This window comes from Streptomyces sp. NPDC052109, from assembly GCF_040680195.1.
Lineage (GTDB): Bacteria > Actinomycetota > Actinomycetes > Streptomycetales > Streptomycetaceae > Streptomyces.
This window is the reverse complement of record NZ_JBFAWF010000023.1, coordinates 110,329-134,278: the sequence shown is the minus strand read 5'-3', so window position 1 is coordinate 134,278 and position 23,950 is coordinate 110,329. Positions and strand designations below refer to the sequence as shown.

At 72.5% G+C, this 23,950-nt stretch carries 27 protein-coding genes; 17 read left to right on the top strand and 10 right to left on the bottom strand.

Features of this window, described 5'->3' with window-relative positions:
- Window positions 1-15: 15 nt before the first annotated feature.
- The gene (locus AB0L59_RS34160) at window positions 16-486 is read right to left on the bottom strand and encodes a pyridoxamine 5'-phosphate oxidase family protein (protein ID WP_365590540.1); all 471 of its coding nucleotides are present in this window, start codon (window positions 484-486) and stop codon (window positions 16-18) included.
- A 103-nt stretch (window positions 487-589) separates the two neighbouring features.
- Between AB0L59_RS34160 and AB0L59_RS34155 the strand changes: the two genes are divergently transcribed.
- Window positions 590-1,234, top strand: coding sequence for a cysteine hydrolase (locus AB0L59_RS34155; RefSeq protein WP_365590539.1), 645 nt, complete (start codon window positions 590-592; stop codon window positions 1,232-1,234).
- Between the two features lie 6 nt (window positions 1,235-1,240).
- Here AB0L59_RS34155 and AB0L59_RS34150 read toward each other — a convergent pair whose 3' ends face one another.
- Window positions 1,241-1,765, bottom strand: coding sequence for a Rieske (2Fe-2S) protein (locus AB0L59_RS34150; RefSeq protein WP_365590538.1), 525 nt, complete (start codon window positions 1,763-1,765; stop codon window positions 1,241-1,243).
- Window positions 1,766-1,950: 185 nt separating this feature from the next.
- On the opposite strand from AB0L59_RS34150, the gene AB0L59_RS34145 reads away from it, so the two are divergent.
- From AB0L59_RS34145 to AB0L59_RS34115, 7 genes are all read left to right on the top strand, one after another.
- Window positions 1,951-2,715, top strand: coding sequence for a HipA family kinase (locus AB0L59_RS34145; protein ID WP_365590537.1), 765 nt, complete (start codon window positions 1,951-1,953; stop codon window positions 2,713-2,715).
- Window positions 2,712-3,161, top strand: coding sequence for a DUF3037 domain-containing protein (locus AB0L59_RS34140; RefSeq protein ID WP_365590536.1), 450 nt, complete (start codon window positions 2,712-2,714; stop codon window positions 3,159-3,161). Before AB0L59_RS34145 ends, AB0L59_RS34140 begins: the two co-directional genes overlap by 4 nt.
- A 149-nt stretch (window positions 3,162-3,310) precedes the next feature.
- Window positions 3,311-4,072 carry a 3-oxoacyl-ACP reductase FabG gene (fabG, locus tag AB0L59_RS34135; protein WP_365590535.1) on the top strand — a complete coding sequence of 254 codons (762 nt, stop codon included), beginning with the start codon at window positions 3,311-3,313 and terminating at the stop codon, window positions 4,070-4,072.
- 13 nt (window positions 4,073-4,085) lie between these two features.
- A complete protein-coding gene (locus AB0L59_RS34130) occupies window positions 4,086-4,853 on the top strand; it encodes an SDR family oxidoreductase (protein ID WP_365590534.1) in 768 nt (255 codons plus the stop codon).
- Window positions 4,854-5,040: 187 nt separating this feature from the next.
- On the top strand, window positions 5,041-6,618 hold the full coding sequence (locus AB0L59_RS34125; RefSeq protein WP_365590533.1) for an ABC transporter substrate-binding protein: 1,578 nt from the start codon (window positions 5,041-5,043) through the stop codon (window positions 6,616-6,618).
- A gap of 98 nt (window positions 6,619-6,716) precedes the next feature.
- Window positions 6,717-7,400, top strand: coding sequence for a uracil-DNA glycosylase (ung, locus tag AB0L59_RS34120; protein ID WP_365590532.1), 684 nt, complete (start codon window positions 6,717-6,719; stop codon window positions 7,398-7,400).
- Window positions 7,401-7,627: 227 nt separating this feature from the next.
- On the top strand, window positions 7,628-8,077 hold the full coding sequence (locus tag AB0L59_RS34115; RefSeq protein WP_365590531.1) for a hypothetical protein: 450 nt from the start codon (window positions 7,628-7,630) through the stop codon (window positions 8,075-8,077).
- 89 nt (window positions 8,078-8,166) lie between these two features.
- Here AB0L59_RS34115 and AB0L59_RS34110 read toward each other — a convergent pair whose 3' ends face one another.
- Both AB0L59_RS34110 and AB0L59_RS34105 read right to left on the bottom strand, forming a co-directional pair.
- Complete coding sequence (locus AB0L59_RS34110; protein WP_365590530.1) at window positions 8,167-8,634, bottom strand: hypothetical protein; 468 nt, start codon at window positions 8,632-8,634, stop codon at window positions 8,167-8,169.
- A 160-nt stretch (window positions 8,635-8,794) separates the two neighbouring features.
- Window positions 8,795-9,385: a TetR/AcrR family transcriptional regulator gene (locus tag AB0L59_RS34105; protein ID WP_365590529.1), complete on the bottom strand. Its 591-nt coding sequence runs from the start codon at window positions 9,383-9,385 to the stop codon at window positions 8,795-8,797.
- A gap of 81 nt (window positions 9,386-9,466) precedes the next feature.
- Between AB0L59_RS34105 and AB0L59_RS34100 the strand changes: the two genes are divergently transcribed.
- Window positions 9,467-10,657, top strand: a complete 1,191-nt coding sequence (locus AB0L59_RS34100) for an FAD-dependent monooxygenase (protein ID WP_365590528.1) — start codon at window positions 9,467-9,469, stop codon at window positions 10,655-10,657.
- Entirely contained in the window at window positions 10,654-11,565 is a 912-nt protein-coding gene (locus AB0L59_RS34095; protein ID WP_365590527.1) for a Gfo/Idh/MocA family oxidoreductase, read from the top strand. The genes AB0L59_RS34100 and AB0L59_RS34095 overlap by 4 nt, the downstream gene beginning before the upstream one ends.
- Here the strand turns inward: AB0L59_RS34095 and lnt are convergent.
- Together lnt and AB0L59_RS34085 are read right to left on the bottom strand one after the other, a co-directional pair.
- Window positions 11,483-13,057: an apolipoprotein N-acyltransferase gene (gene lnt / locus AB0L59_RS34090; RefSeq protein ID WP_365590526.1), complete on the bottom strand. Its 1,575-nt coding sequence runs from the start codon at window positions 13,055-13,057 to the stop codon at window positions 11,483-11,485. The two genes, AB0L59_RS34095 and lnt, sit on opposite strands and share 83 nt — an antisense overlap.
- A 119-nt stretch (window positions 13,058-13,176) precedes the next feature.
- Complete coding sequence (locus tag AB0L59_RS34085) at window positions 13,177-13,653, bottom strand: nuclear transport factor 2 family protein (RefSeq protein WP_365590525.1); 477 nt, start codon at window positions 13,651-13,653, stop codon at window positions 13,177-13,179.
- 111 nt (window positions 13,654-13,764) lie between these two features.
- Between AB0L59_RS34085 and AB0L59_RS34080 the strand changes: the two genes are divergently transcribed.
- Window positions 13,765-14,376, top strand: coding sequence for a DUF4291 domain-containing protein (locus tag AB0L59_RS34080; protein ID WP_365590524.1), 612 nt, complete (start codon window positions 13,765-13,767; stop codon window positions 14,374-14,376).
- A gap of 28 nt (window positions 14,377-14,404) precedes the next feature.
- On the opposite strand, the gene AB0L59_RS34075 is transcribed toward AB0L59_RS34080, so the two are convergent.
- A complete protein-coding gene (locus AB0L59_RS34075) occupies window positions 14,405-14,584 on the bottom strand; it encodes a hypothetical protein (RefSeq protein ID WP_365590523.1) in 180 nt (59 codons plus the stop codon).
- 473 nt (window positions 14,585-15,057) lie between these two features.
- Complete coding sequence (locus AB0L59_RS34070; protein WP_365590522.1) at window positions 15,058-15,933, bottom strand: undecaprenyl-diphosphate phosphatase; 876 nt, start codon at window positions 15,931-15,933, stop codon at window positions 15,058-15,060.
- 225 nt (window positions 15,934-16,158) lie between these two features.
- Between AB0L59_RS34070 and AB0L59_RS34065 the strand changes: the two genes are divergently transcribed.
- From AB0L59_RS34065 to AB0L59_RS34055, 3 genes are read left to right on the top strand one after another with little or no spacing between them, the layout of a single operon-like run.
- Window positions 16,159-17,316: a Gfo/Idh/MocA family oxidoreductase gene (locus AB0L59_RS34065; protein WP_365590554.1), complete on the top strand. Its 1,158-nt coding sequence runs from the start codon at window positions 16,159-16,161 to the stop codon at window positions 17,314-17,316.
- Window positions 17,313-18,242, top strand: coding sequence for a PmoA family protein (locus AB0L59_RS34060; protein WP_365590521.1), 930 nt, complete (start codon window positions 17,313-17,315; stop codon window positions 18,240-18,242). The genes AB0L59_RS34065 and AB0L59_RS34060 overlap by 4 nt, the downstream gene beginning before the upstream one ends.
- Window positions 18,236-18,955 (top strand): cupin, encoded by a 720-nt coding sequence (locus tag AB0L59_RS34055; protein WP_365590520.1) that lies wholly within the window; start codon window positions 18,236-18,238, stop codon window positions 18,953-18,955. The genes AB0L59_RS34060 and AB0L59_RS34055 overlap by 7 nt, the downstream gene beginning before the upstream one ends.
- Before the next feature lie 77 nt (window positions 18,956-19,032).
- Here the strand turns inward: AB0L59_RS34055 and AB0L59_RS34050 are convergent, their stop codons facing one another.
- A complete protein-coding gene (locus tag AB0L59_RS34050; protein ID WP_365590519.1) occupies window positions 19,033-19,503 on the bottom strand; it encodes a helix-turn-helix domain-containing protein in 471 nt (156 codons plus the stop codon).
- Between the two features lie 124 nt (window positions 19,504-19,627).
- On the opposite strand from AB0L59_RS34050, the gene AB0L59_RS34045 reads away from it, so the two are divergent.
- Entirely contained in the window at window positions 19,628-20,797 is a 1,170-nt protein-coding gene (locus AB0L59_RS34045) for a thiolase family protein (protein ID WP_365590518.1), read from the top strand.
- 82 nt (window positions 20,798-20,879) lie between these two features.
- On the opposite strand, the gene AB0L59_RS34040 is transcribed toward AB0L59_RS34045, so the two are convergent.
- Window positions 20,880-21,653, bottom strand: a complete 774-nt coding sequence (locus tag AB0L59_RS34040; RefSeq protein WP_365590517.1) for a TVP38/TMEM64 family protein — start codon at window positions 21,651-21,653, stop codon at window positions 20,880-20,882.
- Window positions 21,654-21,702: 49 nt separating this feature from the next.
- Between AB0L59_RS34040 and AB0L59_RS34035 the strand changes: the two genes are divergently transcribed.
- Together AB0L59_RS34035 and tuf are read left to right on the top strand one after the other, a co-directional pair.
- Window positions 21,703-22,425, top strand: coding sequence for a DNA alkylation repair protein (locus AB0L59_RS34035; protein WP_365590516.1), 723 nt, complete (start codon window positions 21,703-21,705; stop codon window positions 22,423-22,425).
- 268 nt (window positions 22,426-22,693) lie between these two features.
- Complete coding sequence (gene tuf / locus AB0L59_RS34030; protein WP_365590515.1) at window positions 22,694-23,875, top strand: elongation factor Tu; 1,182 nt, start codon at window positions 22,694-22,696, stop codon at window positions 23,873-23,875.
- Window positions 23,876-23,950: the final 75 nt, after the last annotated feature.

Here is a 23,950-nt window from a genome sequence, read left to right as displayed (position 1 = left end):
GAGCCGGCCGGGCGCCTACGCCCCGCCCAGTTTGCGGAAGTCCCAGGAGACGATCTTCTCCGGGGTCAGCCGCGCCCAGGCGTGCCGGCCGTCGTGCGGCATCTCGTCCAGGCCGAAGTTCTTCCGCGCGAACAGCGTCTCCGCCGTGTCGAGTTCCGCGCACAGCTCACCGGTGCGCGGCACCTCGCCCACGAACTCCACCCGTCCGGACAGCTCGACGCCGCACAGCTGGTCGTACTCCTCGCCCGAGTCGACCACGACGGCCACGCGCGGATCGCGGCGCAGCTGTGCCCAGCGCCTGCTGCGCACCACCGAGTACAGCCACAGCGAGGTGCCGTCCCACGCGAACCACAGCGCGCTGACATGCGGAGTGCCGTCCGCCGAGACGGTGGCGACCCGGCAGGTGCGCTGACTGGTGAGGAACTCGTCCAACTCGCCGGGCGTCATCATGATCTTCCGGCCGCGGCGCTGCTGAGTGACGGTCATGCGTCCCCCTCTTCTCCCACGTCGTGCCAGAGAACTATCGTGTCCTGGTGATCCTCTGACATCACGTCAGAAAAGAAAAGGGTCGTCTTCGAGGGGACGCGTCATGCCGTCGTACGCACAGCTCAGCGAACTCCTCGACCCCGTGAGCACCGTCCTGCTCACCGTCGAGTGTCAGCAAGGGGTCGTCGGCCCGGAGAGCGCGCTGCCCGAACTCGCCCGCGAGGCCCGCTCCTCCGGGGCGCTGCGCAATGTGGCCCGGCTGGTCGCCGCCGCCCACGAAGCCGGGGTTCAGGTGATCCACGCGATCGCCGAGCGCCGCCCGGACGGCCGGGGCGCGAGCCGCAACGCCCGGCTGTTCCGGGCCGCCGAACGGCTTCCCGTGCAGCAGCTGTCCGGCAGCACCGCGGTCCGGGTCGCGCCGCCGATCGAGGTCGCCGACGAGGACCTGGTCGTACGCCGGCTGCACGGACTGTCCCCGGTCCACGGCACCGACGTCGACGCCCTGCTGCGCAACCTCGGCTGCCGCACCCTGGTCATCACCGGCGTCTCCGCCAACGTGGCGATCCCCAACGCGGTGTTCGACGCGGTCAACCTCGGCTACAGCGCCGTCGTCCCGGCCGACGCCGTCGCGGGGGTGCCCGCCGACTACACCCCCGCGATGATCCGGCACACCCTCGCGCTGGTCGCCACAGTCGCGACCACCGACGAGGTGCTCGGCTGTCTCGCCAGGCCGCGCGGGCGCGGCTGACGCGGCTCAGGCCAGCTTGATGTCCTCGCCGGAGACCGAGATCTTCTCGGCGGCCAGCGGCTGGGTCGCGGGACCCTGCTTCACACTGCCGTCCGCGACCGAGAAGTGGCTGTTGTGGCACGGGCAGATGATCACGCCGCCCGACACGCTGCCCACCGCGCATCCCTGGTGGGTGCACTTGGACGAGAAGGCCTTGAACGTGCCCGCCGTCGGCTGGGTGACGACCACGCCCTGGTCCTTGAAGATCTTGCCGCCGCCCTCGGGGATGTCGGAGGTCTTGGCGAGCGCGGTGCCGCCGGCCGAGCCGCCGCTGTTCTGCGACGCTCCGGTGGAGCCGGTGCTCCCCGTCGTCCCGGTGGAACCGGTCGAGCCCGTGGTGCCGGAGGACCCGGACCCGGTGTTTGCCGTGCCGGACGAGTTGTCGCCCGAACCGCAGGCGGTCAGCGCGGCGGCGAGCCCCGCCGCTCCGGCCGCCGCCACGACGGTACGGCGGGCGGGTCCGGTTGCCGGCTGGGGCGATGCGCTGGTCATGTGGGGTTCCCTTCCGCGGAGCTTCTCGTGATCCGTCCAGGGGTACGGCGCCCGGGCGCCGCCTGTTCAGACGGGCACCCAGATCCTTGCGGTCCGGGCATGAGGCGGCCGTAAGCCACAACTGTCGGTCCGCTGTCGGGCGCACCCCGCGAGGCCTGTCGGTCCCTCCCCAGTAACCTGGGGCGATGCTCAAGGAAGTCACCGCGACCCGCTACATCACGCCCCTGCGTGAGGGGGGCTCGCTGCCGGGGCTCGTCGAGGCCGACGACTTCGGGACGTACGTCATGAAGTTCACCGGCGCCGGGCAGGGCCGCAAGACACTGGTCGCCGAGGTGGTGTGCGGTGAACTCGCCCGCCGCCTGGGATTCCGGATGCCCCGGCTGGTCACCCTCCAGCTGGACTCCGTCCTCGGCCTCGGCGAGCCCGAGCAGCAGGTGCAGGACCTGCTCAGGTCCAGCGGCGGTACCAACCTGGGCATGGACTTCCTCTCCGGGGCCCTCGGCTACGACCCGCTGGCCTTCCCGGTGGGCTCCGAGGAGGCCGGCCGGATCGTCTGGTTCGACGCGCTGATCAACAACGTGGACCGGTCCTGGCGCAATCCGAACCTCCTGGTGCACCGCGGCGGACTGTGGCTCATCGACCACGGCGCGACGATGATCTGGCACCACAACTGGCCCTCCGCCGAGGCCTCCGCGGCCCGCCCCTACGACGCCTCCGACCACGCCCTCGCCCGCTTCGCCCCGGACGTGACCGCCGCGGCGGCCGAGCTGGCCCCCCGGGTCACCGAGGACCTGCTCGCCGAGGTCACCGCCGAGATCCCGGACGCCTGGCTGGCCGGCGAACCCGGCTTCGACACCCCGGACGACCTGCGCCGGGCCTACGCACGGCCCCTGCTCGCGCGGGCGGCCGTCGTCCACGAGCGCATCACCGGCATCGAGGGGACAAAGTGAGCGAGACCCACATCCACATGGCCGGACACGTCACCGAGCGCCACATCACCCGCGCGGGCCAGGGCGGCGACCGGGACGTGTTCGAGTACGCGCTGCTGCGGGTCGTGCCACGGGTGGAACGCGGTGAGTGCGTCAACGCGGGCGTCGTCGTCTACAGCCGGGCCCAGGCCTACGTCGGCGCCCGTACCCACCTGGACGAGAGCCGGCTGCTCGCCCTGGACCCGGAGGCGGACGTGGCCGGGATCCGGGCCGCGCTCGGTGCGATCGAGCGCCACTGCGCGGGCGGCGAGGACGCCGGGCAGGCGGCCGCGGACGACGCCGGGCGCCGCTTCCGCTGGCTGATCGCGCCCCGCTCCACCATCGTCCAGCCCGGCCCCGTGCACACCGGCCTGACCACCGACCCGGCCGCCGAGACGGAGCGCTTGCTGGACCTCTTGGTGAGGTAATGGATCACACGCGTCCGGTGTGCCGTTGACACCGGGTGCCAGGGCTTCTAGCGTCACGTGTACTGAAGGTACTAAGCGGTCGCTCACCGCATGAGGGGCTCGGTTCCGAGGTCCCCCACAGGTTCTCTCAAGGGCGAGGAGAAGCAGCAATGTCCACCACTGAACAGCGGGTCGCGGTAGTCACCGGCGCGGCGCGCGGCATCGGCGCCGCCACCGCCGTACGACTGGCCGCCGAGGGTCGCGCGGTCGCCGTGATCGACCTCGACGAGGCCGCCTGCAAGGACACCGTCGAGAAGATCACCGCCGCCGGCGGCAAGGCCATCGCGGTCGGCGCCGACGTCTCCGACGAGGCGCAGGTCGAGGCGGCCGTGGCCCGGATCGTCGAGGAGCTGGGCGCCCCGACGATCCTGGTCAACAACGCGGGCGTGCTGCGCGACAACCTGCTGTTCAAGATGAGCGTCTCCGACTGGGACACCGTCATGAACGTCCACCTGCGCGGCTCGTTCCTGATGACCAAGGCCGTCCAGAAGCACATGGTCGACGCGGGCTTCGGCCGTGTCGTCAACCTGTCCTCCTCCTCGGCGCTCGGCAACCGCGGCCAGGTCAACTACTCCGCCGCCAAGGCCGGTCTGCAGGGCTTCACCAAGACCCTCGCCATCGAGCTGGGCAAGTTCGGCATCACCGCCAACGCCGTCGCCCCCGGCTTCATCGCCACCGAGATGACCAAGGCCACCGCCGACCGCGTCGGCATGGGCTTCGAGGACTTCAAGAAGGCCGCCGCCACCCAGATTCCGGTGCAGCGCGTCGGCGAGCCCGAGGACATCGCCAACGCCATCGCCTTCTTCACCGGCGAGGCGGCCGGCTTCGTCTCCGGCCAGGTGCTGTACGTCGCGGGCGGACCGCTCAACTAAGGGATACGGGTACATGACTTCCGCTGAACTGCCCGCGCTCTCGGGCAAGGTCGCCCTCGTCACGGGCGCCAGCCGCGGCATCGGCTACGGCGTCGCCGAGGCGCTCGTCGCCCGCGGTGACCGCGTGTGCATCACCGGCCGGGGTGAGGACGCCCTGAAGGAGGCCGTCGAGAAGCTCGGCTCGGACCGGGTCATCGGTGTGGCCGGCAAGGCGCACGACCTGGCCCACCAGACCGAGGTCGTCGAGCGCACCATGGAGGCCTTCGGCCGCCTCGACTTCCTGGTCAACAACGCGGGCACCAACCCCGTCTTCGGCCCGATCGCCGACGTCGACCTGGACGTCGCCCGCAAGGTCTTCGAGACCAACGTGGTCTCCGCACTCGGCTTCGCCCAGAAGACCTGGCACGCCTGGCAGAAGGACAACGGCGGCGCGATCGTGAACATCGCCTCGATCGCGGGCCTCGCGCCCTCGCCGTTCATCGGCGTCTACGGCGTGAGCAAGGCCGCGATGATCAACCTGACCCAGCAGCTGGCCCATGAGTTCGCGCCGAAGGTGCGGGTCAACGCGATCGCCCCGGCCGTGGTCAAGACCAGGTTCGCGCAGGCCCTGTACGAGAACCGGGAGGAGGAGGCGGCCGCCGCCTACCCCCTCGGCCGGCTCGGCGTGCCCTCCGACATCGGAGGGGCCGCCGCCTTCCTCACCTCCGGGCACTCCGACTGGATCACCGGTCAGACGCTCGTCGTGGACGGCGGCATGTTCCTCAACGCCGGCGTGCACTGAGCAACCTTCCGGGCGCCGATTTTCGGACGGATCGGCGCCCGGAGCACGCCATCGAGTCCGCACAGCGAACTGACAACGTCGTCATCCCGAAAGCGATCAAGAACCCCTGTTTCAGGGGTGGTTCAGGAGCTCAAACGCTGCGGTATGGTCTGCCGACCCTTGGTATGGCGGATCGAGGAGCGTGCGCGTGTTCAACCGGAACCGATTCCTGCGGAGAGTCGCGGCGATCGCGTCCATATCCCTGGTGGCCGGCTGCGGTCTGCTGTCCGACGGCAACGGCGGCGGCAAGGGACCGATCGTCGTGGGCACCACCAGCGCCCCCAGCACGCTGGACCCCGCCGGTGCCTGGGACGGCTCCTGGGAGCTGTACCGCAACATCTTCCAGACCCTGCTCGCCTACCCCAACGGCGCCACCACCCCTCAGCCCGACGCCGCCCAGAGCTGCTCCTTCACCGACTCCTCCAGCCGCACCTACCGCTGCACGCTGCGCTCGGGGATGAAGTTCGCCGACGGCGACCCGCTGACCGCCCAGGCCGTGAAACACTCCATCGACCGCATCCGCACGATCGACGCACCCGGCGGCCCCGCCGGACTGCTCGGCAGCCTGGACCGGGTGCAGGCGCTCGGCGACCGCGAGGTCGTCTTCCACCTCAACCAGCCCGACGCCACCTTCCCGTTCGTGCTGGCCACCCCCGCCATGTCGATCGTCGACCCGGACGACTACCCCGCGCGCTCCCTGCGCAAGGACGCCAAGGTCTACGGCTCCGGACCGTACAAGCTCCAGTCGTACGAGGAGGGCAAGCAGGCCGTCCTCGTCGGCAACGGGAACTACCAGGGCTTCGCCAAGCGGCAGAACGACGCGGTGACCATCCGCTACTTCCAGGACTCGGCGCCCATGGTCAAGGCGCTGCGGGACAAGCAGATCGACGTCACCTACCGCGGCCTCGCCGCCGACGACATCCTCGCCCTCCAGCAGCACGGCAACAGCGACCTCCAGCTGGTCGACGGCGCCGGCACCGACATCAGCTACCTGGTGTTCAACCCCAGGGACCCCTGGGCCAAGGAGCCGGCCGTACGCAAGGCCGTCGCCCAGATCGTCGACCGGGGCGCCATCGCGCACAAGGTCTACAAGGACACGGTCGATCCGCTGTACTCCATGGTCCCCAAGGGCCTGACCGGCCACACCACCGCCTTCTTCGACGACTTCGGCGACCCGAGCGTCCCCAAGGCCCGCAAGATCCTCTCGGATGCGGGCATCCACCAGCGCGTGCCGCTCACCCTCTGGTACACCACCGACCGGTACGGCTCCGAGACGGCCCTGATGTTCCAGGAGCTGAAGCGCCAGCTGGAGGACTCCGGGCTGTTCACGATCACGCTCAAGGGCCGCCCCTGGAAGACCTATGTGGTCGGCTACCAGAAGGGCGAGTACCCGGTGTTCGGCCGCGGCTGGTTCCCGGACTTCCCCGACGCGGACAACTTCATCGCCCCGTTCGTCGGCGAGCACAACGCCCTCGGTACGCCCTACCCGTCCAAGGAGATCACCGGGACGCTGCTGCCCCGCTCGCGCGCGGAGAGCGACCGGGCCCAGACGGTCAAGGACGTGGAGCAGGCCCAGCAGATCATGGTGAACGACGCCCGGCTGATCCCGCTGTGGCAGGGCCGGCAGTACATCGCCGCCAGCGAGGACGTCTCCGGCGGCGAGCAGGCCCTCGATCCGTCGACGATCATGATGATGTGGACACTGCACCGCAAGACCAGCTGGTGAGTCACCCTCGCGGCACCGGTTGTCAGTGGTCGCCTGTAGGTTCTGAAACCTGGAAGTGACCGCACGCCGTAGTTGCCAGACATCGTGAGGACGTTGACGTGACCGACATCGCCATGCTGCCCGAGTCCTGGCGCGGGGTTCTGGGTGACGAGCTGCAGCAGCCCTATTTCAAGGAGCTGACCGAGTTCGTCGAGGAGGAGCGGGCGAAGGGTCCCGTCTACCCACCGCGCGAGGAGGTCTTCGCGGCGCTGGACGCCACGCCGTACGAGCAGGTCAAGGTCCTCGTCCTCGGTCAGGACCCGTACCACGGCGAGGGTCAGGGCCACGGCCTGTGCTTCTCCGTCCGCCCGGGCGTGAGGACCCCGCCGTCGTTGCGGAACATCTACAAGGAGATGAAGGAGGAGCTGGGCCTGCCGGTCCCGGACAACGGCTATCTGATGCCGTGGGCCGAGCAGGGCGTGCTGCTGCTCAACGCGGTGCTCACCGTCCGGGCCGGCGAGGCAAACTCGCACAAGGGCAAGGGCTGGGAGAAGTTCACGGACGCGGTGATCCGCGCGGTGGCCTCCCGCCCGGACCCGGCGGTCTTCGTGCTGTGGGGCAACTACGCGCAGAAGAAGCTGCCGCTGATCGACGAGAAGCGGCACGTGGTGGTCAAGGGCGCGCACCCCTCGCCGTTGTCCGCGAGGAAGTTCTTCGGCTCCCGACCGTTCACCCAGATCAACGAGGCGATCGCCCGGCAGGGGCACGAGCCCGTCGACTGGCGCATCCCGAACCTGGGCTGACGGCCGCAGGGGACGGGACCGCGGCCGTGCCCCGTGCGGCCGGCCACCGCCCCGAAGGGGGGCGGGGCCGTACCGCTCTGTGCGGCTCCGCCGCGCGCGTGCGACGCGCCACGGCGCACCGGCCGCCGGCCATCGGCGTCATGCCCGACGGCGCTGCCTGACCTGGAAAACTCGCGGCGCCGGTTAGCGTCGGGAGCGGACCATCTACGACGGCGCCCGGAGGCACGGTGGCGGAGCGACAGGAGCAGGCGGCGTCGGATGCCGTGCTGACGCGGATCGGGCAGGTCGTCATGCTGCACCACGGCGGCGACCGCGAGGAGGCCCGCAGCCGCCTGCTGGACCTGTGGGCGGAGGTCGGCGAGGCCGGCGACGCGCTCCACCGCTGCACCCTGGCCCACTACCTGGCGGACACCCAGGACGACCCGCAGGACGAACTCGCGTGGGATCTCAGGGCGTTGTCCGCGGCGGAGGAGCGGGGTGCTCCGCTGAGCCTGCGGGGGTTGTTCCCCTCGCTGCATCTCAATCTCGCCGCCGACTATGTGAAGCTGGGCCGTGACGAGGCTGCCCGCAGCCATTTGCGCCGGGCGCGCGACGCCGCCGGCACTCTGGCCGACGACGGGTACGGCGATGGCGTGTGGGCGGCCATCGGGCGGCTGGAGATGCGGCTGGGCGACTGACGCCCTCCGGGGCGTCGCGCCGTGCCGTCGGGCGCCCGCCGCTTCGTCGTGTCCGGTCGCGGAGTTCCTCGCGCCCCTCGGGGCGGGCTTCAGTGGCCGTACGCCTGTTCGCAGATCGCCGCCTCCGGACTGTCCTGCGGCCAGCCGCCGTACTGCCTGCCGAGGGAGCAGACGTCCGAGGTCGCCGGGAGGGACCTCGACAGGTCCGGCGCGGTGGTGTGCGACCGGCGGGGGCGCTCCGCGTGGGGGCGCGGGGGAGCCGGTGGCGCGGCCGGCGGGCGGTGAACGACCGGGGGTGCCGCGGTCGGATGGTGCGAAGGAGGCGGCACCCGGCGCTTCGGATGCCGGGACGGCCCCGTCATCTCCAGTGCTTCCTGGGCCGGTGCCTGCACCACCCGCGGCTCCGTGCTGCCGTCCGGCCGGGGCGCCGTCGGCAGCGAGGGTGTCGTCTGCCGGGGCGGCCCGGGTGCCGCCGGGTGCTGTACGGTCACACAGCCGGAGAGGGCCGAGACGGCCACGGTGACCAGGAGCGCTGCGGTGGTCGTCGTTCGATGCACCCGCGCAACTCTGCTGGTTCGGCGCCCGGCTTGGCATCAGGGAGCCGCGGTTGACGCCCCCGCGCGGGTGATCTCGTGCCCCGTACGAAGGGATTCCGCGGACCGAGGCTGACGTCCGGGCGCGGGCCAGGATCGTGCGCCCCGAGGCCGGCCCCGGTGCTCACCGGCCCAGCATCCCCGCGAGCAGCTCCCGCAGACCCTTGCGGATCTCCTCCAGCCCGGGCGCCTCGGCGCCGAACGAACCCGCCGCGCACGAGAACATCAGCCCGTCCGCCCAGGCGACCAGGGACAGCACATGCCGGGCCGGGTCGGGTGAGCCCACGGCGGTGAGCATCGTGGCCAGCTGCTCCCTGAAGACGGCGCCGGTCCGGTCGTAGAAGGCCCGCAGTTCGGGGCGGCGAGTGGCCTCCAGGGCGAGTTCGTAGCGGGCGATCAGCAGTGCGCGGCCCTGGGTCAGCGAGCGGTGCACGGCCAGGGCCAGCCCCGCGGCCAGGGCGTCGAGTCCACCGCTCGGTCGCGGCATCTCGGCCAGGTCCAGCACCCGGGCCTCCCGCTCGGCGTGCCGCCGTACGGCCAGCTCCAGCAGCGCCTGCCGGGTGCGCGCCACGTTCGAGGTCGAGCCCGGCGGCAGTCCGGCCTCCTCGTCCACGGCGCGGTGCGTCAGCCCCCGCATCCCGCGCTCGGCGAGCAGGGCGAGGGCGGCGTCGGCGACGAGATCGGCACGGGAGGCGCCGGGGGTGCTCACGGACATGAGGCGACCCTACCCGTCTCACTACACCTGTAGTAGAGTCTTGTCCACTACAGGTGTAGTCCCACGGATCCCGGAGGAGCCATGGCCCGGTCGGCGCGTGCGATCGTCATCGGTGGCGGAATCGGAGGCCTGGCCGCGGCAGCGGCCCTGCACCGCAGGGGCTGGACCGTGACCGTGCTGGAACGGGCCCGCTCCCTGGACCCGGCCGGCGCGGCCATCTCCCTCGCCCCGAACGCCCTGCGCGCCCTGGACCTGCTCGGCATCGGCGAGGAGGTCCGCGACCTCGCCGCCTGGCAGGGGGACGGGGGCCTGCGCACCCCGGGCGGGCACTGGCTGTCCCGCTCCAGCGCGGAGGCGGCCGCCACCCGCTTCGGCGGCCCGCTGGTCCTGCTGCCCCGCGCCGTCCTGGTCGACCGCCTGGCCGCCCTGCTCCCGCCCGGCGCCGTGCGCACCACGGCCGCCGCGACCCTCGCCGACCCGGGTGACGGCCGCAGGCCCGCCCGGGTGAGCACGGGCGGCGACGAGCTGGAGGCCGAGCTGGTGGCCGCCGCGGACGGCATCAACTCCCGTGTCCGCACAGCTCTGTTCCCGCGCCACCCCGGACCGGTGTACGCCGGGTTCACCACCTGGCGGGTGCTGATCCCGGTGCCCGGCACGGAGTTCGCCTCGCACGAGACCTGGGGCCGGGGCCGTATCTGGGGCACGCACCCGCTGAAGGACGGCCTGGTCTACGCCTACGCGGCCGCCATGACCCCGGCGGGGGAGCGGGCGCGGGACGACGAGAAGGCCGAACTCCTGCGCCGGTTCGGCGACTGGCACGCGCCGATCCCCGCCGTGCTCGCCGCCGCCCGGCCCGAGGACGTGCTGCGGCACGACGTCCACCACATCGCCACGCCCCTGCCCGCCCACCACTCGGGCCGGGTCGCCCTGCTCGGCGACGCCGCCCATGCCATGCCGCCGACCCTCGGCCAGGGCGGCAACCAGGCCATCGAGGACGCGATCGTCCTCGCCCACCACGGCGATGACCTGGCCGCCTACACCGCCGCCCGCCTTCCGCGCACGACCGCGGTCGCCCGCCGGGCCGTCAGGGTCGCCCGCCTCAACATGGCCGCCAACCCCGCCGCCGTCGCCGTACGCAACCTCACGGTCGCGGCGCTGTCGAAGGCCGGTCCCGCGCTCTTCCTGCGCGGCTTCGACGGCATCGCCGGCTGGCGGCCCCCGTATGCTGCCGAGGAGACACACGCGGGCAAGCGGGAGAGGGAGAGCACGTGAAGGTCGGCTGCATCGGACTCGGGGACATCGCGCAGAAGGCGTATCTGCCGGTGCTGGGCGCGCAGCCGGGGATCGACCTCCATCTGCAGACCCGGACGCCCGCCACCCTCGACCGGGTCGCGGACACCCTGCACCTGCCGGCCGGCCGGCGGCACACCACGCTCGACTCCCTGCTCGCCGAGGGCCTCGACGCGGCCTTCGTGCACGCGCCGACCGCCGTCCACCCCGAGATCGTCACCCGGCTGCTCCAGGCGGGCGTACCGACCTACGTCGACAAGCCGCTCGCCCACCAACTCGCCGACTCGGAGCGGCTGGTGGCCCTCGCCGAGGAACGCGGGGTCTCCCTCTTCGTCGGCTTCAACCGCCGGTACGCGCCCGGGTACGCACTGTGCCTGGATCACCCGCGCGAGCTGATCCTCATGCAGAAGAACCGGATCGGGCTGCCCGAGGAACCGCGCTCGATGATCCTGGACGACTTCATCCACGTCGTCGACACCCTGCGCTTCCTGGCCCCGGGCCCGGTCGACGACGTCACCGTGCGCGCCCGCGTCGAGAACGGACTGCTGCACCACGTGGTGCTCCAGCTCGGCGGGGACGGCTTCACCGCGATCGGTGTGATGAACCGGCTCAGCGGTTCCACGGAGGAGATCCTGGAGGTCTCCGGGCAGGACACCAAGCGTCAGGTGCTCAACCTCGCCGAGGTGATCGACCACAAGGGCCAGCCGACCGTGCGCCGGCGCGGCGACTGGGTGCCGGTGGCCCGCCAGCGAGGCATCGAGCAGGCGGTCCTCGCCTTCCTGGACGCCGTGCGCGCCGGCAAGCTGCTCAGCGCCCGGGACGCGCTGGCGACTCATGAGCTGTGCGAGCGGGTGGTACGAGCGGTTCAGGACCGCCACGGCGCAGCCTGAGCGCCCGTATCCCCTCGGTCGCGCACAGCGCGGCCAGCACCAGCAGCGCGCCGTGCACCGGCCAGTCGCCGTAGCGGACGTACGGCGTGATGCCGTGCGCGAGCGGTACGTCGTACACCCGGGCGGTGCTCGCGTCAGTGCCGAGCCACGGCCCGAGCCGCTGCCCACCCGGCCCGTACACGGCCGAGACGCCGGTGAGGGTCGCGTGCACCATCGGGCGGCCGGTCTCGGCGGCCCGCAGCGCGGCCAGCGAGGCATGTTGTTCCGGAGCCCAACTGTTCTGGAAGGAGGAAGTGGAGGACTGGCCGACCAGGACGTCGGCGCCGTCCTCCGCCAGATGCCGGCTCATGTCCGGGAAGGCGGTCTCGAAGCAGATCAGCGGGCCGATCCGCAGCCCGTGCCCGACGTCCATCACGACCTGCTCGGTGCCGCGCCTGCGGTCCTCGCCGGCGGCCCTGCCGACCGAGGTGGCCCAGCCGAGGAGCGAGCGGGCCGGTATGTACTCGCCGAACGGGACCAGCCGCATCTTGTCGTAACGGTAGCCCGTCGGACCGTCCGGGCCGATCAGCACCGAACTCTTGTAGATGCCGGGCCGGTCGGAGCGGCGGGCGTCCACGTTCACCAGCACATCGGCACCGGTCGCCCGGGACAGCGCGGCGATCCGCCGGGCAAGGTCCGGCCGGCCGCCCAGATCGAAGCCGACGCTGGACTCACCCCACACGACCAGGTCGACGTCCTGCCCGGCGAGCCGCCGCGTGAGCTGCTCCTCCCGCGCGAACCGCTTCTCGGCGCTGTCCTGCCCGGCCACGATCCCCGGCTGTACGACGGCGATCCGCGACTGCCCGTCGACCTGCGGGCGCGGCGCCCACACCCAGGCGGCCGAGGTCGCCGCAGCAGTCGCGACCAGCGAGGCCACGGCCGGCACCCGCGACTCGCGCACCGATATCAGCACGGCCGCCGCCACGTTGACGGCCACCACCAGAAAACTCAGCAGCCACACCCCGCCGACCGACGCCAGCCGCAGCGCCGGTGACACCTGCCACTGGCTGGCGCCCAGCATGCCCCACGGCCCGCCGAGCCCCTGCCAGGACCGCACCAGCTCCACCGTCAGCCAGGCCGACGGCAGTACCAGCAGCGCGACGGCACCCCGGCCCGGCGCCGGCTGCTCGCCGAGGAACCGGCGCACCAGCCAGCCCCAGGGCGCCCAGAGCGCGCCGAGCAGGACGGCGATCAGGAAGATGAACACGTGCAGGCTCGGCAGCAGCCAGTGGTGCACGGCCACCAGGAAGCCGAAGCCGCCGCTCCAGCCGTCGTAGGCCGCGCGGCGCCCGCTCGGGGCCGAGCGGGCCAGCAGGATCCAGGGGACCAGGGCGACGTAGGCGAACCACCAGAGGGAGGGGGCGGGGAACGCCAGGACGGGCAGGGCACCGGCGACAGCGGCGACGGCCGAGCGGCGCCAGGGAGAGGTGAGCCATTGTTCGATCGTCCTCATGTGGGCCCTCCCTACCCAGCCTGCCCTCCCAGTGTGCGCTTCGGGAGCGATCTAGGACAGGGGGGCCCGGAGGCCGTGCCCTCGCGGCGGAGCCGATGGCCGGTACGGCCCTGCCCCCCTTACCTGATTGCGGCTGCCTTGGCCGGAAAGCTGCGCCACTTCTCCTCCACCACCACCTCTCGCAGGCGCCAGCCGTCCCGTGTCCTCAGCAGCGTGAAGTCGTAGCGGCCGCCGCAGACCAGATCCGGCACCGTAGGGGTGCCGTCGGTCGCGAAGCGCATGGGGTTGAGGTAGTCGGCCCGCACCGAGGCCGTGTCGCCGGTGTCGTGCTCCAGGAGGCCGAAGCCCACCCGGCGGTTGACGATCAGGTGCTGCCGCATGGCGAAGAGTGACAGGTTCTCGGCCAGCCATTGGGCGATCTGCCCGGCATCGCCCTCGATCCCTCCGGCCGAGCGGTAGTCGGCCCGCCCGTCCGCCGTGAACAGCTCTCGGTACTCCGTCCAGTCGCCGTCGTCCACCGTCACCGCGTACGCGGTGATCAGCTCGTCCACGGCGACCCGGTCCATCACGGTTGCCAGCTCCACGCGCTGCGTCATCGGCACAGTGTTGGGCATGGCGGGCGCCCAGCCAAGAGGCGCGCCGGGATATCGAGAGGCGTGCCGGATATTCGGTGGTGCGCGGCGCGTCTCCGGCCCGAACCTGTCCCCATGAACGACCAACCCATCGAGCCCGAACCGACGTTCCGCATCCGGGCCCGGTACACCGACACGACGGTCACCGTCTACCAGGCCTACCGTCCGCAGATAGGCCGCCCGGCGGCTCGCACCGGACGCTTTCCCTCCGCCTGGAAGCGGGACCGGATGACCTGGATCAAGCCGTCCTTCCTGTGGATGATGTACCGCTGCGGCTGGGGCACCAAGGAGGGCCAGGAGACCGTCCTCGCCGTCGAGATCGAACGCGCCGGCCTCGAATGGGCCCTGCGCAACGCCTGCCTGTCGCACTACGTCCCTGACCTGCATGAGGACCAGGCGTCCTGGAAGCGGCAGTTGCGTCGGTCTCCGGCCCGTGTGCAGTGGGACCCCGAGCGGGATCTGCACCACGTTCCGCTGCCCCACCGGTCCTTGCAGCTCGGTCTCGCCGGAGAGGCGGCGGCCCGGTACGCCGACGAGTGGATCGTGGGGATCGAGGACGTGACCCCGCTGGCGGCCGAGGTCCACGGGTGGGTGCGGGCCGGTGAACCGGGGCGGGCGGCCGGGCTGTTGCCCGTGGAGCGGCCGTACCCGGTGGCGGACGGGGTGCTCGCGCACCTCCGGGCGTAGGCGGGGGGCTCCGGGGCCGCCGCCCGCCTCAGGCCGCCTCGATGATCTCGCCGCGGAGCGCCTCGGCCCACTCGACCACCAACAGCTCGTACTCCGCGCGCTCCTGGGCCGACAGGGTGCCGCCCGCGCGCAGCCACAGCGCCCGGATCTGCTCGTTCACCTCGGCGGCAGACCGTGCGGAACCAGAGGGCAGGGAATCGGGGGACATGCGGACAGCCTAGGGGCAAGCACTGACACTGCGCTACCGCGCGGCTACGCAGAACGTATGGGCTTGGTCACCGTCGGCGGCGGCCGCGTCCGCAGTCGACCCGGAACCCCGGGCGGGACCGCTCGATCCGGCAATCCGCGTGCCTCGGCCGCTGCGGAAGGGGCCCTGGGCGGCGGCGCGAGGCCACGGGCCGGGTCGGTCCCTCCAGGCGCGGGAAGTGTCCGAAAGCAGCGCGGCGGACAGGGTCGGGCACGTCGCCGAACCGTCGTGGACCTCGGGGTGGTCGAGGAGGCGCACACCCGCCGGGATCGCCGCTCGTGAGCCCGGCCGAGCGGTCGGCCCGCGGCGGTGTGCGATCCGGGGCACCACGGAACGGAGCAGAGCCCGCAGCGGCCCGTCCGTGTCCGGGTGCTGCTCCGTGGCGGATCCCCACCCGGACCGTGGGAGAAGCCGCCGGCCCGTCCGCCCCGCGCTCAGCTCGCCGATTCCGCCGCGTGCGGGCTCAGGACGCCGGCCGAGACGAGGGCGATGATGACGATCCCGAGGGCCACGCGGTACCAGACGAACGGCATGAAGCTCTTGTGGGAGATCCATTTCATGAACCACGCGATCACCGCGTATCCCGAGGCGAACGCGAGCACCGTCGCGAACAGCGTGGGCCCCCAGGCCACGTGACCCTCGCTCACCGAGTCCTTCACCTCGAACGCACCCGAGGCGAGCACCGCCGGAACGGCCAGCAGGAAGGAGTATCGGGCCGCGGCCTCCCGTCTGTAGCCCATGAACAGGCCTCCGCTGATGGTCGCGCCGGAGCGGGAGACGCCGGGGATGAGGGCGCAGGCCTGGCACAGGCCGAAGACCAGGCCGTCCCTGACGCCCAGGTGCTCCAGTGTCTTGCGCTGCTTCGGCGCGCGGTGCCGGCCGCCGGTCTCGTCGCGGGCCGCCAGCCGGTCGGCGATGCCGATGACCAGGCCGACGGCGACGAGCATCGCGGCGGTGACCCGCAGATCCCGGAACGGTCCCTCGATCTGGTCCTGCAGCGTCACGCCGAGCACCCCGATCGGGATCGAGCCGACGATCACCAGCCAGCCCATCTGCGCGTCGTGGTCCCGCCGCATCGCCTTGTCGAAGAGCGAGCGGAACCAGGCCGAGACGATCCGGCCGATGTCCCCGCGGAAGTAGATCAGCACCGCGGTCTCCGTGCCGATCTGCGTGATCGCCGTGAACGCCGCTCCCGGGTCCTCCCAGCCCGAGAACGCGGCGGTCAGCCGCAGGTGCGCGCTGGAGGAGACGGGCAGGAACTCGGTCAGCCCCTGGACGAGTCCGAGGACGAGGGATTCAAACCATGACATGAAGGCAGGGTGTCCAAGTGCTGTCGGGTAAAGAAGTGATCAAATGACCAGGGCAGCGTAGCGGGGCGGTGCCCAGCACCGAACCAGGGGGTGAACGGCTCGGCCGGTCCCCGGTGTTGACCGGCCCCGGCGCCGCCGCTTACGTTGCGGCCAAGGAGAAAGCGCTTGCCGGACCTCTGGTCCTTCCTGCGCGCCCACCGTCCCGGAGGAGTGCTGAACCCGCCCATGCCTCCCTCTTCCCGCTCTCCAGTTCCGTTCAACGGCCGGCGCATCCGGGCCGCCGTCGTCGGCGCCGGCGCCATCGCGCGCGGCTCCCATCTGCCCGCACTGGCCCAACTCGCGCGGGAGGGCGAGACGGAGGTCGTCGCCGCCGTCGACATCGACAAGGACGCCGTCGCGGCCTTCCGCGCCGGGACCGGCATCCCGCACGCCTACACCGACCTCGACCGGATGCTTGCCGAGCAACGGCCCGACCTGGTCAGCGTCTGCACCCCGCCGACCCTGCACCGCGCGCAGACCGTGGCCGCGCTGCGCGCCGGGGCCTGGGTGTGGTGCGAGAAGCCGCCGGTGCCCTCGCTCGCCGACTTCGACGCGATCGAGGCGGAGGAGGGCGCCGACGGCGGCCCGTACGCGGCGATCGTCTTCCAGCACCGCTTCGGCTCCGGATCGCGGCATGTGCGCCGGCTGCTGGCAGAAGGCGCTCTGGGCCGCCCGTTGGTGGCGCACTGCCAGACCACCTGGTACCGCGACGCCGCGTACTACGCGGTGCCCTGGCGGGGCCGCTGGCACACCGAGGGCGGCGGCCCGGCGATGGGGCACGGCATCCACCAGATGGATCTGCTGCTGGACCTGCTGGGTCCTTGGCGCGAGGTGCGGGCCATGGCCGGACGGCTGGTGCACGACGTCGAGACGGAGGACGTCTCCACCGCGCTGGTCCGGTTCGAGAGCGGCGTCCTCGCCACCGTCGTCAACAGCGTGCTCAGCCCCGACGAGGTCAGCCGCATCCGTGTCGACTGCGAGCGCGCGACCGTCGAACTGACCCACCTGTACGGGCACGCCAACGGCAACTGGCGCATCACCCCGGCCCCGGGCGTGCCCGCCGAACTGGCCGAGACGTGGCGGGACTTCGGTCCGGACGTGCCCAGCTCGCACCTGGCCCAACTGCGCGAGCTGGTCGCGAGCATGCGCGCCGGGCAGCGGCCGCGCAGCAGCGGCGCCGACGGGCGTACGAGCCTGGAGCTGATCACGGCCCTGTACAAGTCGGCCTTCACGGACACGACCGTCCGCGCAGGCGGGATCGGCCCGGGCGACCCCTACTACAGCGCCCTGCACGGCGGCGCCCCCGGTTGGGCGCCCATGACCGCCGAGGGGGTCCCGGCATGACCGGCGGGCTGCGGGTGGTGCATGCCCACGGCGACCGGATCACCGTCTCCGCACCGGCCACCGGCATCGAGCTGTTCGCCTACGTCTACCGCCCCGAGGCCGCCTGGGAGGCGCCCCGGCCCTACCTCCACCCGGTCCGCACCCTCTCCGGAGCCGTCGTCACCGACTACCGCCCGCACGACCACCGCTGGCACAAGGGCCTGTCCCTGACCGCCTCGCACCTGTCCGGAGCGAACCTGTGGGGCGGCAACACCTATGTGCACGGGCAGGGATACCTCGAACTGCGCGAGCGGGTCGGCTCGATGCGGCACGCCGGCTTCGACGAGGTCGCGGCGGCCGGCGGCCGGGCGGTGGTCGCCGAGCGGCTGACCTGGCACCCGTACGACGGTGAGCTGTGGGCCGAGGAGGAGCGGCGGATCGAGGTCCACGACGTCGACCCGGTCGCCGGCTCCTGGGCGCTCACCTGGACCAGCGCCGTCACCAACCGGCGGGCCGAGCCGCTCCGCTTCGGCAGCCCGACCACCGCCGGCCGCGAACTCGCCGGCTACACCGGCCTGTTCTGGCGCGGCCCGCGCGCCTTCCGGGAGGGGCGGATCATCGCGCCGGACGGGGAGGGGCCCGCGCTGATGGGCACGCAGGCGCCCTGGCTCGCGTACTGCGGCGAGTTCGACGGCATCGACGGCCACGCCACCCTCGTCTTCGCGCACGCCCCCGAGAACGACCAGGCGGGCACGGGTGGGACCCATCCCGCCCACTGGTTCGTCCGCAACGAACCCTTCGCCGCCGTCGCCCCCTCCTGGTCCTTCTTCGAGGAACTGGAACTCGCCCCCGGCGACACGCTCCGCCGCCGCTACCGGGTCGTCGTGGCGGACGGCGCCTGGCAGCGGGCGGACGTCGCCGCCTACCTGAAGGCGCACTCATGGTGAGCGCCGGTGGGTTCACCGGGCTGCCGGGCGGGGTGGCCGTGTCGCGGCTGTGCGTGTACGACTGGCCCGCCGCCGACGGCGCGCGTGGCGGAACTCCCCATGTGCACCTGGCCTGTTCGGAGGCGTACGTGGTCACGGGCGGCCGGGGCGCGGTGCAGACGCTGACCGCGTCCGGGTACCAGGTCACCCCGCTCGCGCCCGGCACCGTCGCCTGGTTCACGCCGGGCACCGTCCACCGGCTGGTCAACGAGGACGATCTGCGCCTCACCGTGCTCATGCAGAACAGCGGGCTTCCGGAGGCCGGGGACGCGGTGCTGACACTCCCGCCGGAACACCTGGCCGACCCGGAGAGGTACGCCGCCGCGACCACGATCCCGGCCGACGCCCCGGAGACCGAGCGGGAACGGCTCGCCCGCGCCCGCCGTGACCTGGCCCTGGAGGGATACCACGCGCTGCGCGCCGCGCACGGCCCCGAGGCGCTGGCCGCCTTCCACCGGGCCGCCGCCGCGCTCGTACGGCCCCGGATCGCGCGGTGGCGGGAGCGGTGGCGGGGCGGGGCGCTGGCGGCGGCCGAGGCGACGGGGCGGCAGCTGGACCGGTTGGCGGCCGGCGACCCGGCCCACCTCGCCGAGGCCGTCGTACGGGCGGAGCAGCCCTTCGAAAGCGGGCGGTTCGGGATGTGCGGGCGGCTCGACGTGTACGAGCGCCGCTGAGGGGCGCGGGGAACCGCGCGACCCGCCGCGCCGGCGCCGCAGGTCGACGGCCCGCAACGGCCCCGCCCGGCGGAGCGCTACGCCGCTGTCGGGCCGGTGCGCGTCCAGCCCGGGGCCTGGGGGTGGGCCGTGAGGTCCTCGTGGCGCACATCGTCGCCGCAGGCCCGGCAGGTGACGACCGGCACCAGTTCGTTGCCGCAGGCGTGCTCGACGGCCATGGGGAGGTCGACCCCCTTGCGGATGTGGCGGTCGCCCCACTCCTTGAGCGTCATCAGGACTCCCTCCAGCTCCAGGCCCGCCGGCGTCGCCCGGTACTCGAAGCGCTGAGGGCGCTCGCTGTAGACCCGCTTGGTGAGGATCCCGGCGTCCACGAGCCGGCGCAGCCGGGCGGCCAGGACGTCGCGCGGCGCGCCGATGTTGCGGACGAGCTGGTCGAAGCGGCCGTTGCCGAGGAACACCTCGCGCAGGACGAGCAGGGAGTACTTCTCGCCGACCAGCGCGAGGGCGTCGGCGATGGAGCAGGGGCGCGGGTCTTTCGTGGCGGCCATGAGGGCCAGTCTAGAGGAAGGTTTGATTTTCCAACTCGGCGAGTTATCGTGAGTTTGGATTTCCTACTCACTGGTAGCTGCCGTAGTCCGCTACGACAGCCAGGCGGCCAAGGAGGCCCCCGCCATGCGCGACGCAGTGATCGTCGAAGCGGTACGCACCCCCATCGGCAAGGGCAAGCCGAACGGCTCCCTCGCCCACGTCCACCCCGTGCAGCTGCTCGCCCACACCCTGCGCAACCTGGTCGAGCGCTCCGGCGTCGATCCCGCGCTGGTCGACGACGTCATCGGCGGCACCGTCGACCAGGTCGGCGAGCAGGCCATGAACACCACCCGGTACGCCGTACTCTCCGCGGGCTTCCCCGAGACGGTCCCGGCGACCACGGTGGACCGCCAGTGCGGCTCCTCGCAGCAGGCCGTGCACTTCGCGGCGCAGGGGGTCATGTCCGGCGCGTACGACCTCGTCATCGCCTGCGGTGTGGAGTCGATGAGCCGGGTGCCCATGTGGTCCAACGTGCCCGCCGGCAAGGACCCGTTCGGGCCCGGCGTGGCCGAGCGCTACCCCGAGGGACTGGTCCCGCAGGGCATCAGCGCGGAGCTGATCGCCGCCAAGTGGTCCCTCACGCGTGCGCGGATGGACGAGTTCGCCGTGTCCTCGCACGAGAAGGCCGCCGCCGCGTGGCAGGCCGGCCTCTTCGACGCCGAGGTCGCGCCGCTGGACGGCGTCGCCCGCGACGAGAGCGTACGGCCCGGCAGCACTCCGGAGATCCTCGCCGGCCTCAGGCCCGCCTATTACGACCCCGGCTTCGCCGAGCGGTTCCCGCAGATCGAGTGGAACGTCACCGCGGGCAACGCGAGCCCCGTGAACGACGGTGCCTCCGCCGTCCTGATCACGTCCAGCGACACCGCGGCCCGCCTCGGCCTGCGCCCGATCGCCCGCCTGCACAGCTTCGCCGTCACCGGCTCCGACCCGCTGCTGATGCTCACCGGTGTCATCCCGGCCACCGAGAAGGTGCTGCGCAAGGCGGGGCTGAGCGTGGCCGACATCGACCTCTTCGAGGTCAACGAGGCCTTCTCCAGCGTGGTGCTGGCCTGGCGGCAGGAGACCGGCGCCGATCTGGCCAAGGTCAATGTGCACGGCGGCGCCATCGCCCTCGGCCACCCGCTCGGCGCCAGCGGCACCCGGCTGACCACGACCCTGGTCCACGCGATGCGCAGTCGCGGCGCTCGCTTCGGCCTGCAGACGATGTGCGAGGCGGGTGGGCTGGCGAACGCGATGGTGCTGGAAGGCGTCTGAGCGGTGAGCGGCGCGTGACGTCGCCGATCGTCCGCCGGGCCGTCGTGGCCGGCGGCGCGGTTGCCCGCGCCCCTTTGGGCGCCTACTGCGAGCGCAGATGATGACGCTTGCGCCAGGCCACCACCGAGCCCAGCAGCGCCGGTACGGCGATGCCGGCCATCGCGATCAGGAAGGCGGGAGACGTCGGCGCCGCGGCACGGGCGCCGGCGACCGCGTACGCGGCGGTGTTCGGGATCGACCCGACGGCCGTGGCCAGCAGAAAGGGCCACCAGCGCATGCGGGAGACGGCCGCGCAGTAGTTCGCAGCCCAGAACGGTACGCCCGGGAAGAGCCGGGCGGCCAGCATGGACCGGAACCCGTGCCGGCTCAGCTGTCCGTCGGCCGCCTTCAGCCAGCGGCCCCGCAGCAGCGGGCGCAGCGCGTCCTGCCCGAGCACCCGGCCGAGTCCGAACGCCACGCCCGCCCCGAGCACCGTGCCGGCCAGCGACGTGGCAAGCCCCAGCTGCGAGCCGAACAGCGCGCCCGCCGCCAGGTTGAGCAGGGGCCGCGGCACGAACGCCACGGTGCACAGCCCGTACGCCACCGCGAAGACCCCGGCCGCCGCGGCCCCGCCGAGCTGTGGCGGCCACCCGTGTGTCAGCAGCCGCTGCGGATCGAAGAGCAGCACGCACGCGGCGGCACCCGCGAGCAGCGCGAGCAGCAGCGACAGCCGTGCGTAGGGAGATCCCAGCGCCCGCGCGCAACGCCCGGTGAGCCCCTCGCGGGGCACGGGTGACACGGGTACGACGAGCTCCGTGACGGCGGCCCGGGGAGAGGCCGTGGCGGTGCCCCCAGAGCGGGTGGTGGCATCGAGCATCCGGTGACACTAACCGACGAACGGGTGTGATCGCCGTATGGTTCGTCCCATGACCGTCACAGGCGCGGCCCCGCCGGACGTGCCGCGCAGTGCTCTCGCCGACACGGTGCTGGAACGCGTGACGGCCGTGTTCGCGGCCGCCGCCGACGTCGAGCGGGCCGGCCCGATGCGGGCGTACATGAAGGACGTGGCGCCCTTCCTCGGCATTCCCACCCCGGCCCGCCGCGCCCTGTCCCGCACGGTCCTCGCGGGCACCCCGCGCCCCGACGAGGGCGACTGCACCGCGATCGCGCTGCGCTGCTGGGCCCTGCCCGAGCGCGAGTACCACTACTTCGCCGTGGACTACCTGCGCAGGCACGCGGGACGGTGCTCCTCCGGCTTCCTGCCGGTGGCCCGGCACCTCGTCACGACGGTCCCCTGGTGGGACACCGTCGACCTGCTCGCGGCGCACGTGGTCGGGCGTCTGGTCGCCGCCGACCCCGCGCTCGCCTCCGAGATGGACGCCTGGATCACCGCCGGTGACCTGTGGCTGGTGCGCACGGCCCTCCTCCACCAGCTGTCTCGCAAGGAACACACCGACGCCGACCGGCTGTTCGCCTACTGCCTGCTCCAGTCCGGGCATCCCGACTTCTTCATCCGCAAGGCGATCGGCTGGGCCCTGCGCGAGTACGCCAAGACCGACCCGGGGGCCGTACGGGCCTTCCTGGCGCGGGAGCGGGGCCGCTTCGCCCCGCTGACCGTCCGGGAGGCGCTGAGGAACACCGGCGTCTGACCGCGCCAACGCCCGCGCCGCCAAAAATCGTTCGACGCCGGACACCCGCTCGGCGATGATCGACCCCATGTTCCGGCACGCCTTCCTCCTCGCAGCATCCGCCGTCGCGGATGCGCCGAAGGCTGCCTTCCCGATCCTCGTGGCCGCTGTCGACGGCGCCCGAAGCTGACCCTCTCCGGAACGTCCGGCGGACCCCGCAGGGGGAGGGTCGGCCAGTCCTCGGGGTCCCGCGTTTCCTTCCACGGCTGAGAGGCTTCGAGGTACAGCCATGTCCAAAACGGCCTACGTGCGCACCAAGCCGCACCTGAACATCGGCACCATGGGTCATGTCGACCACGGCAAGACCACCCTGACCGCCGCCATCACCAAGGTCCTCGCCGAGCGCGGCACCGGCACCTTCGTGCCCTTCGACCGCATCGACCGCGCCCCGGAGGAGGCCGCCCGCGGCATCACCATCAACATCGCGCACGTCGAGTACGAGACCGACACCCGGCACTACGCCCACGTGGACATGCCGGGCCACGCCGACTACGTCAAGAACATGGTCACCGGCGCCGCGCAGCTCGACGGGGCGATCCTCGTCGTCTCCGCGCTCGACGGGATCATGCCGCAGACCACCGAACACGTGCTGCTCGCCCGGCAGGTGGGCGTCGACCACATCGTCGTCGCGCTCAACAAGGCCGACGGCACGGACGACGAGGAGCTCATCGACCTCGTCGAGCTGGAGGTCCGCGACCTGCTCACGGCCCAGGGCTACCCGGGCGACTCCGTACCCGTCGTACGGGTCTCGGGCCTCAGGGCGCTGGAGGGCGACCCGCGCTGGACGGCGGCCGTCGAGGCGCTGCTCGACGCGGTCGACACCTACGTGCCCATGCCGGAGCGGTATCTGGACGCGCCGTTCCTGCTGCCGGTGGAGAACGTGCTCACCATCACCGGACGGGGCACGGTCGTCACCGGGGCCGTCGAGCGGGGGACGCTCCGCCTGGGGGACCGGGTGGCGGTGCCGGGCACCGACATCGAGACCGTCGTCACCGGGCTGGAGACCTTCGGCAAGCCGATGGAGGAGGCGCAGGCCGGGGACAACGTGGCGGTGCTGCTGCGGGGCGTGCCGCGGGACGCCGTGCGGCGCGGGCACGTCGTGGCGGCCCCGGGGAGCGTGGTGCCCGCCCGGCGGTTCTCCGCACGCGTGTATCTGCTCTCCGGGCGCGAGGGGGGTCGTACGACGCCCGTCGCGACCGGGTACCGGCCGCAGTTCTACATCCGCACGGCGGATGTGGTGGGAGACGTCGACCTCGGCGAACCGGCCGTGGCCCGGCCCGGGGAGACGGTGGAGATGACCGTCGAGCTGGGGCGGGAGGTCCCGCTCGAGCCGGGGCTCGGGTTCGCCATCCGTGAGGGTGGACGGACCGTCGGCGCGGGAACGGTCGGCTCCGTCGGTTCGCGGGGATGAGGTGTGTGGGGGACTGCGGGTGCCACGTGGTGTCGCGCGCAGTTCCCCGCGCCCCCTTCGGGCCGGTCCCCGCGC